Raw genomic sequence first — 6,520 nt, 5'->3', positions numbered from 1 at the left:
GGGTGCAGGGGGCAAAGCCCCCTGCCTCTTTTTTGTTTTGATCGTTCCAAACCGTTCCTGCCAGGTCGGCGCCTCGCCGGGAAATCCGAGGGAGGTTGCGGCAAAGACGCCGCGCGCAATGGCGCGTGCCATTGTCAGCGTTGCGGCGAAGCCGAGTTCGGTGAGTTCGGCGAGAGGCTCGCCCAATGGTCGCGCGCCGGTCGCGGCGGCGAAGATGGTGTCGCCATCGAGCGGCGCATGCGCTGGCAGAACGGCGCGGGCGAGACCGTCATGCGCCATCACCGCGAGACGATGGGCTTGTGCTTTGTCCAAAACCGCATCGGTTACGATCACGCCGATCGTCGTTGCCGTACCGGGTGCGGTTTTCAGGCGCGGGCGGAGATCCTCGGCGGTGATCACCGACGGCAAGCCGCGGCCGCCGAATTCGCGATCGCGCTCGAAGGGTGCGGCCCAGAAATGCGGCCCGTCACCGATCGTCACGCTGCCGAGCGCATTAACCGCGACCAGGGCGGCGACGCGGTGCCCTGCCTGCGTGGTTGCGCTCGCGGAACCGAGCCCGCCTTTCAGCGTCGCCGTGGTTGCCCCCTTGCCTGCGCCGACCGAGCCGAGGGCGAAGGCGCCATCTCGCGCTGCCGCCGCCGCGGCGCGCCCGAGATCCCAATAAGGCGGGCGCTCGCCCCAGGCTTTGTTGCCGCCATTGCCGAGATCGAACAAGATGGCCTGCGCGACCAGCGGCACATGTTGGCCGCCGATCGCAAAACCGCGGCCCTCGGCGCGAAGAAACGCTTGCACGCCGCCGGCGGCATCGAGCCCGAAGGCAGAGCCGCCGGAGAGCACGATGGCATCGATCGCGCTCACCGTCGCGGCTGGCGCCAGCATGCCGAGATCACGCCCGCCTGGCGCACCGCCGAGCACCGCGACCGAAGCGACCGCTGGGTGCGCGAAGAGGATCGTGGTCACGCCCGAGCCGAGCCCGGGCTCGTCGGCGTGGCCGACGGCGACACCTTTGATGTCAGTAAGCAGGTTGCGCATCATCGTCGCCGTTTCGTGACATTCCGCGGTTTGCAGACGGCGCTTCCTTCGTTCTACGCAGTCCGCCCTGCGGCGAGCCGCGCCGGGTTGAGGAGATCGTTAAGGGTCGCATCGTCGAGCGAGAATTTCTCGCGCGCCAACGCCCGGATGGTGCGACCGCTGGCCAACGCCTCATGCGCGAGGCCGGCCGCCGCCTCATAGCCGATCACCGGCACCAGTGCCGTCACCGCGCCGACACTGGCCTCGAGATGCCGCGCGCACTCGGCAGGGCGCGGCGCGAGACCTTCGACGCAGCGGATGCGCAACACCGTCACCGCATTGGTGAGCAGCATCAGCGAGGCGTGGATATTGTGCGCAATCAAGGGTTCGAAGGCATTGAGCTGCAATTGCCCGCCCTCGGCGGCAAGCGTGATCGCAAGATCATTGCCGATGACCTGAAAACAAACCTGATTGACCACTTCCGGGATCACGGGGTTGACCTTTCCGGGCATGATCGACGAGCCCGGCTGCACCGCCGGCAGCGCGATTTCGGCGAGCCCGCCGCGCGGGCCCGAGGAAAGCAGGCGAAGATCATTGGCGATTTTGGAAAGCTTGGTCGCGACCCGCTTGAGCACGCCGGAAAACATCACGAACGCCCCCATGTCCCAGCTCGCTTCGACCAGATTGCCCGATTGCACCAGCGGAAATCCGCTGATCGCGGCAAGTTCGGCGATCGCGCGCGGACCATAGGCGGGATCGGCGTTGATCCTCGTCCCGATCGCGGTGCCACCGAGATTGACCTCGCAGAGCAACCGCTCGGCCTCGCCGAGACGTTGGATATCCTCGCGGATCGCGGTCGCGAAGGCGCCGAGTTCCTGGCCCAGCGTCATCGGCACGGCATCCTGCAACTGGGTGCGGCCGAGCTTGACGATCTCGGCAGTTTCGGTCGCTTTGCGCTCAAACGCCGCCGCGAGATCGGCGAGCGCGTCGGTGAGCGCGGCGCAGGAAAGCAAAACCGAAAGCCGTACCGCGGTCGGGTAGGTGTCGTTGGTCGATTGCGAGAGATTGACGTCATCATTGGGGTGGAGCGCGTGATAGGCACCGCGCCGGTGGCCGAGATGCTCAAGCGCGCGGTTCGCCAGCACTTCGTTCATGTTCATGTTGGTCGAGGTGCCGGCGCCGCCCTGAATGACATCGACCGGGAACTGGTCATGGAATTTCCCGGCGATGATCTCATCCGCCGCCGCCGCGATCGCGTGCGCCTTTTCGGGGGCGAGCTTGCCGAGCGCAAGATTGGCTCGCGCCGCCGCCTGCTTGACCATGGCGAGCGCCCGCAAGAGCGCCGGGTAATGCGAGAGCGGAACACCGGAGATTGGGAAATTCGCGATCGCGCGCGCGGTCTGCGCGCCCCAATAGGCGGCTTCCGGCACCTCGACCTCGCCGAGGCTGTCATGCTCGCGGCGTATCTCGTTCATGGCCGGCTCCCTCCGCGCATTGCTCGCGGCAAGAGATGCACAAAGAGTGTCGCCGCGACAAGCGCTATCGCGAGCGCCGAGACCGCGCCCCAGCCGCCGAGCTGCCAGGCAAGCCCGCCGCCGGCCGAACCGACCGTGCCGCCGGCGAACATCACCGTGATGAACACCGTGTTGATGCGGCTTCTGGCTTCGGGACGAAGAGCGTAGATCACGCTCTGATGGGCGATCAACGCCATTTGCACACCGAGATCGAGGAGCACGACGCCGGCGATCAGCCCGGCGAGGTGGTTGAAAGCAGCGAGGATCAGCCAGGCAAGCAGCGTGAGCCCGATGCCGAGCAGAATGACCGGGCGCGGCCCCCGCCGATCGGCGATCCGCCCGGCGAGCGGGGCGGCAAACACGCCGGCGGCACCGATCACCCCGAAGAGGCCGGCGGCAGCGCTCCCCATGGCGAAAGGCGGCGCCGCGAGATGGAGCGCAAGCGTCGCCCAAAACGCGCTGAAAGCGCCAAACAATCCCGCTTGCGCCAGCGCCGCGCGGCGAAGCGGGGCGAGATCGACGAGGAGGGCGAAGAGCGAGGCGAGCAAATGGCGATAGGCGAGCGGCGGCTTGGGCGGGATAAACGGCAATGTCACCCGCAAAAGCAGCGCAATGACGGCAACGAGCACGACCCCGGCCGCGAACACCGCCCGCCAGCCGGCCAGCGCGGCGAGCGCGCCACTGGCGACGCGCCCGAGCAGGATGCCGCTTAGAAGCCCGCTCATCACCGTCCCGACCACGGCGCCGCGCCGCGCCGGCGGCGCGAGCTCGGCCGCGAGTGGCACGATCTGCTGCGCGACCGTCGCGCCGATGCCGACCGCAACCATCGCCGCGAACAAGGCTCCCGGCCCCGGCGCCACGGCGGCGGCGGCGAGTGATGCGGCAAGCCAGGCGAGCTGGCCGAAAATCAACCCCTGCCGGCTCATGCCATCGCCAAGCGGCACCAGCAACAAAAGCCCGATCGCAAAGCCAAGCTGATTGGCCGTCGGAAGCAGGCTCACCAGTGTCGCCGCGCCGGGAAATCCCCCGCCGATCACCCCCAAAATCGGCTGCACGTAATAAATATTGGCGACCGCGCCGCCACAAGCGAACGCCATCGCGGCGAGCGCGACAGGGGAAAGCGAGCCCGCCGCGCCCGGCGCGGTGGTTTCGTGATAGGATGGCAAGGCCATGAAAAAGGATCGATTCCCGTGATGTCTGACGAACGCAGCCAGGACATAGGGCGCCGGCGCCGCTTCGCCCAGCCCCAACGGTCGGCCCGGGAGGTCGCGTTGCCATGAGCACGCTCGCCCTCGGCCTGATCGCCGCCCTCGCTTTGGCGGCTCTGGCCATCACGTTCTGGAGCCAACGCGGGCAGGCGGCGCGAACGGAGATGCTGCGCCTCAAGCTCGATCAAATTCTGGGAAGCGAGCAGACTTCCAGGGCAGCACTCGAGCAACGCCTGCGCGAGACCGAACGCGCGCTGATCGCCCCGCTCGGGGAGCTGCGCGAAATTCTCGGGCGCAGTATCGGAGACATCCGCGCGGCCCTCGCCGAGGGCCAGGAAAAAGCCTGGGAATTGCTCTCCGGCCGGCTGGACAAAATGCGCGAGGGCAATGAGGCCAAGCTCGGCGAGATCCAGAAAACCGTCAACGAACAGCTCCACGCCGCCGTCGAAGCCCAGATGACGGCGAGCTTCGCCCGCGTCACCGAGCAATTCGCCGCCGTCCAGAAAGCGATCGGCGATGTCCAGTCGGTGACCGCCGAAATCGGCGATCTCCGGCGCCTGTTCGCCAACGTAAAAACCCGCGGCGGCTGGGGCGAGGCGCAGTTGGAGGCGCTGCTCGACGATATTCTGCCCGCCGGCGGTTATCAAAAGAACGTTCGCATCGACGAGACCAGCGGCGAGGCGGTCGAATTTGCGCTGGTCATGCCGATGCGCGGCGCCATTCGCCCGCTGCTCGCGATCGACGCCAAATTCCCCGTCGAAGACTATGAGCGCATGCTGGAGGCGGCAGCATCCGGCGATCTCGAGGCCGAACGCGCCGCCCGCGCCGGGCTCGCCGCCCGGATCAAAAAGGAGGCGGAGAAAATCCGCGATAAATATATCCGCCCGCCGCGTACGGTGGAATTCGCCGTGCTCTATCTCCCGAGCGACGGGCTCTATGTCGAGGTCGCGCGCATTCCCGGCCTGATCGATGAGGTCGGGCGCCTCTGCCGCGTTCTGATCCTCGGGCCGAGCCTATTGCCGGCGCTGCTCCGCACCATCCATCTCGGCCATGTGACGCTCGCCTTGGAGGAAAAAGCCGACGAGGTGCGCGGCCTGCTCGCCGCGACGCGGAGCGAAATGCAAAAAATGGACAAAGTGCTCTCAGACCTCGCACGACAAGCGAACACCTTCGGCAATACCATCGAGAAGGCCCGCCAACGCACCCGTGTCGTCGATCGCAAGCTGCGCTCGGTGGAAACGTTGGACCCTGAACAGGCCGCCGAACGGCTCGGGATCGGCGAGGCGGTGCTCGATGACGAAGAGTAACGGGAAGCAAGGCCAGGGCCCCGCGCTGGACCCGCTGGGGCCTGAGGCCCCAGACCCCCATCCTGAAGCGGCGACGGCGCCGCCTTCGCAACGGAGATCGACGTGATGGCACGGGTTTGGGGGCTGCTCGGGGCTTTGGCTGGGTTCCTCGGGGTCGCGATGGCAGCGTATCGCGCGCATGGCGGATTCACCCCCGAACATGCCGAGCTTTTTGCCCGCGCGAGCGAAATCACGCTCTGGCACGCACCGGTTTTGCTGTTCCTCAGCCTGTGGCGCGAGCGCCAAGGCGGATGGCTCGTGGATGCGGCCGGGGCGGCGATCGCGCTCGGGATTGTTCTGTTCGCGGGCGCAGTCGCGGCGCTGGCACTCGGGCGCATCAGCCACGCAACCCTCGCCCCCTACGGCGGCAGCCTCCTTCTCCTCGGCTGGGCGCTGATCGCGGTGGCGAGCTTACGTCGGTGAGGCGGCCTCAATCCCATTTTGGCGCAAACGGCGGGTTGACGCAGCGCTGGGTCTTGGGGAGGGCCTTGATGCGGGCGCGATCATCGTCGTCAAGGGTGATGTTCCAGGCGGCGAGATTGGCCGCTTGGCTCTCGCGCCGCCCAGCTTTCGGGATCACCGCGATAGCGGGCTGATCGAGGAGCCATTTGAGGGCCACCTGCGCCGGTGTCGCCCCGTGTTTTTTGGCGATCTCGGCGAGCGTCGGGTGTTCGGCGAGCCGGCCTTGCGCAAGCGGGCAATAAGCGGTGACGAACAGCCCCTTCTCGCGAGCGTAAGTCAGCACTGCCGATTGGTCGAGCAGGACATGATATTCGATCTGGTTGCAGACGATCGGCGCCCGCACCGTCTCCACCGCCTCGCGCAGCAGCGCGGTCGGGAAATTGGAAACACCGATCGCCCGCGTCAGCCCTTCGTCGCGCAGCCGCACCATGGTCTCGAGCGCCGCGGGCAGATCCATCCCCGGCGCCGGCCAGTGGATCAGATAAAGATCGAGATGATCGAGCCGAAGCGCTCGCAAAGAGGCCTCACAGGCGCGCCGGATGCCATCCGGCGTCAGATGCTCCCACCACACCTTGCTGGTGACGTGAAGATCATCGCGCGTGATCCCCGAGGCCGCGACCGCGGCACCGATCTCCGCCTCATTGGCATACATCTCGGCGGTGTCGATATGGCGATAGCCGAGCGCGAGCGCTTGCGCGACGGCCGCGCGGCAAGCCTCCCCTTGCAGGCGGAACGTGCCGAGGCCGAGCCGGTCCATGCGCAAGCCGCCGGCGGTGATTTTTTCCATGAAAACCCTTTCGATACGACAAAGACCGTTGCCCGTTCAAAGGGGTAGCGGAAAATTGGCGCATCTTCAAGGCAACGGCATGGACGTCTCGGAGCAATCGGGAAAAAGGGTTTGCGACACGCCATGAATGACAACAGCGCCTCTCACCCGACGACGCGCAGACGCTGCCGCGGCTCGGCGATCGCGCGGTAG

At 66.9% G+C, this 6,520-nt stretch carries 6 protein-coding genes; 2 read left to right on the top strand and 4 right to left on the bottom strand.

Annotated features, from left to right (window positions below):
* The 3 genes from ACP5M5_RS11610 to ACP5M5_RS11600 form a co-directional block, all read right to left on the bottom strand.
* A partial coding sequence (locus ACP5M5_RS11610) for a P1 family peptidase (RefSeq protein WP_427937547.1) occupies window positions 1–1,035 on the bottom strand: 1,035 nt, incomplete at its 3' end.
* Between the two features lie 50 nt (window positions 1,036–1,085).
* Window positions 1,086–2,486: an aspartate ammonia-lyase gene (locus ACP5M5_RS11605; RefSeq protein ID WP_427937545.1), complete on the bottom strand. Its 1,401-nt coding sequence runs from the start codon at window positions 2,484–2,486 to the stop codon at window positions 1,086–1,088.
* Entirely contained in the window at window positions 2,483–3,697 is a 1,215-nt protein-coding gene (locus ACP5M5_RS11600) for an MFS transporter (protein WP_427937544.1), read from the bottom strand. Before ACP5M5_RS11600 ends, ACP5M5_RS11605 begins: the two co-directional genes overlap by 4 nt.
* A 104-nt stretch (window positions 3,698–3,801) precedes the next feature.
* Between ACP5M5_RS11600 and ACP5M5_RS11595 the strand changes: the two genes are divergently transcribed.
* The gene (locus ACP5M5_RS11595) at window positions 3,802–5,040 is read left to right on the top strand and encodes a DNA recombination protein RmuC (protein WP_427937542.1); all 1,239 of its coding nucleotides are present in this window, start codon (window positions 3,802–3,804) and stop codon (window positions 5,038–5,040) included.
* 105 nt (window positions 5,041–5,145) lie between these two features.
* Window positions 5,146–5,502 (top strand): DUF423 domain-containing protein, encoded by a 357-nt coding sequence (locus tag ACP5M5_RS11590; RefSeq protein ID WP_427937540.1) that lies wholly within the window; start codon window positions 5,146–5,148, stop codon window positions 5,500–5,502.
* A gap of 7 nt (window positions 5,503–5,509) precedes the next feature.
* On the opposite strand, the gene ACP5M5_RS11585 is transcribed toward ACP5M5_RS11590, so the two are convergent.
* Window positions 5,510–6,328 (bottom strand): aldo/keto reductase, encoded by an 819-nt coding sequence (locus ACP5M5_RS11585; protein WP_427937538.1) that lies wholly within the window; start codon window positions 6,326–6,328, stop codon window positions 5,510–5,512.
* Between the last annotated feature and the right edge of the window lie 192 nt (window positions 6,329–6,520).

It is taken from the genome of Acidibrevibacterium sp. (assembly GCF_049965395.1).
GTDB lineage: Bacteria > Pseudomonadota > Alphaproteobacteria > Acetobacterales > Acetobacteraceae > Acidibrevibacterium > Acidibrevibacterium fodinaquatile.
Note: the sequence above shows the minus strand (reverse complement) of the source record. Positions and strands in the feature narration are given on the sequence as shown.